We start from the raw sequence: 1,469 nt of genomic DNA, 5'->3' as shown, positions 1-1,469 counted from the left end.
CGGAATGGCGGTACCAACTCGCCGGACCAGCAGTACCGACAAGCCCTATCTGCCATCAATGAGCGAGGCCGCCGTCTTACCTCCTGCGGCCGGACCTTCGCCTCCTTGTCTAGGCCCTCCAAGATGCCGGGCGGATCTCGTCCGGCCACAGCGACGTCTGCAGCATGAGGATGTCCTTGTACACCCGCATCGCGCACAGCCGAGTGCGGTTGCGCAGCGTGAACGTGCAGATCGCCAACCGGTCCGTGGGCTCCAGCGCCTCCCGCATCAACACGTACGCCCGGTTCGAGCGCGACGCCGGCTCCAGGAAGTAGGCGCTGTCAAAGGCGACCGGACCCACCTGGTCGGCCGGGACGAACTCGATGACCTCGATCTCGTGGGACTGCTCCACCGGCAGGCTCGCCAGGTCCTCCTTGGTGAGGATGACCATCTCGCCGTCCCCCGACTAGTACGCCTTGGCGATGTCGGCGAATTCGACTTTCTCGCCGTTGTGGTCGCGCACGCTTCTTGTAGCGGATGCGCACGCCGTCCTACTTGTCGGCCTGCCGAGCGTGTAGATCGTGGTCCTCCGTTGCCGAATACACCTTGAGAAACGGCACATTCACCAGACCAAAGGAGACCTCGCCGTTCCAAACGGATCGCCTGAGACGAGTATGCGACAGACGGAGGCTCGGGGCAGCCGGACGCCAGGACCCTCCGGTTCGGAAGGGCTCCGTAGCCTGTATCCGTGAGACCACGCTCCCGACGCCGCCGCAGCATCGTGGTGCTCGCCCTTGTCCTGGTAGTAGGGCTGCTGGTCACTGGGCTGACCGCGGCGCGGGCCGTGCTGTTTCCGCAGGTAGACTCACCGGAGCGGGTCGATGCGATCGTGGTGGTGGCAGGCTCCAACGACGACCGCTACGTCTACGCCCGCAGCCTCGCCGAAGAGGGCGTGGCCGACCACATCCTCGTCTCGCAGCCGCCCAGCGGCACCGGTCGCTACGCCGCCGCAATCGACGCCTACTGCGCCTCCACCCCGGTGGTCGCCCGCGATGGACGACAAACCGACGTCGAGTGCTTTGCCCCCGACGTGGACACCACCGAGGGTGAGACCACCGCCGCCACCCGCATCGCCCGCGAGCGCGGGTACAGCTCACTGCTGGTGGTGACCTACTGGGGTCACGTGTCGCGAGTGCGGATGTACTTCGAGCAGTGCTTCGACGGACCCGTCTACGTGACCGACACTCCCCAGCCCACCTCGATCTCGCGGCGCTACGCCCTTCTCCACGAGACCGGCGGCTACGTCAAGGCATTCCTCAAGCCGGCCTGTTGATCCGAGCGGCGGGCGAGCCTACCGATTCGCAGCCTCGACAGACGACGACCGGCCTATGGTCGGAGAACCTCTCAGTTCCCCTCCCTAAGGATCGCCATGAGCACCCAGACCATCGACATCCCGCATCTCGGCGGCTCGACCATCGGCTACCGGTTCG

The 1,469-nt window shown here is 66.0% G+C and carries 2 protein-coding genes; one reads left to right on the top strand and one right to left on the bottom strand.

What is annotated here, in order from left to right; all coding sequences use genetic code 11:
• Positions 1–109 precede the first annotated feature (109 nt).
• The gene (locus KHA85_RS18165) at positions 110–430 is read right to left on the bottom strand and encodes a Ku protein (RefSeq protein WP_236885835.1); all 321 of its coding nucleotides are present in this window, start codon (positions 428–430) and stop codon (positions 110–112) included.
• A 297-nt stretch (positions 431–727) separates the two neighbouring features.
• On the opposite strand from KHA85_RS18165, the gene KHA85_RS16425 reads away from it, so the two are divergent.
• Entirely contained in the window at positions 728–1,312 is a 585-nt protein-coding gene (locus KHA85_RS16425) for an ElyC/SanA/YdcF family protein (protein ID WP_308936982.1), read from the top strand.
• The last annotated feature ends 157 nt before the right edge of the window (positions 1,313–1,469 follow it).

The organism is Dietzia massiliensis (assembly GCF_018390595.1).
Lineage (GTDB): Bacteria > Actinomycetota > Actinomycetes > Mycobacteriales > Mycobacteriaceae > Dietzia > Dietzia massiliensis.
This window is presented reverse-complemented; position numbering and strand designations above follow the sequence as displayed.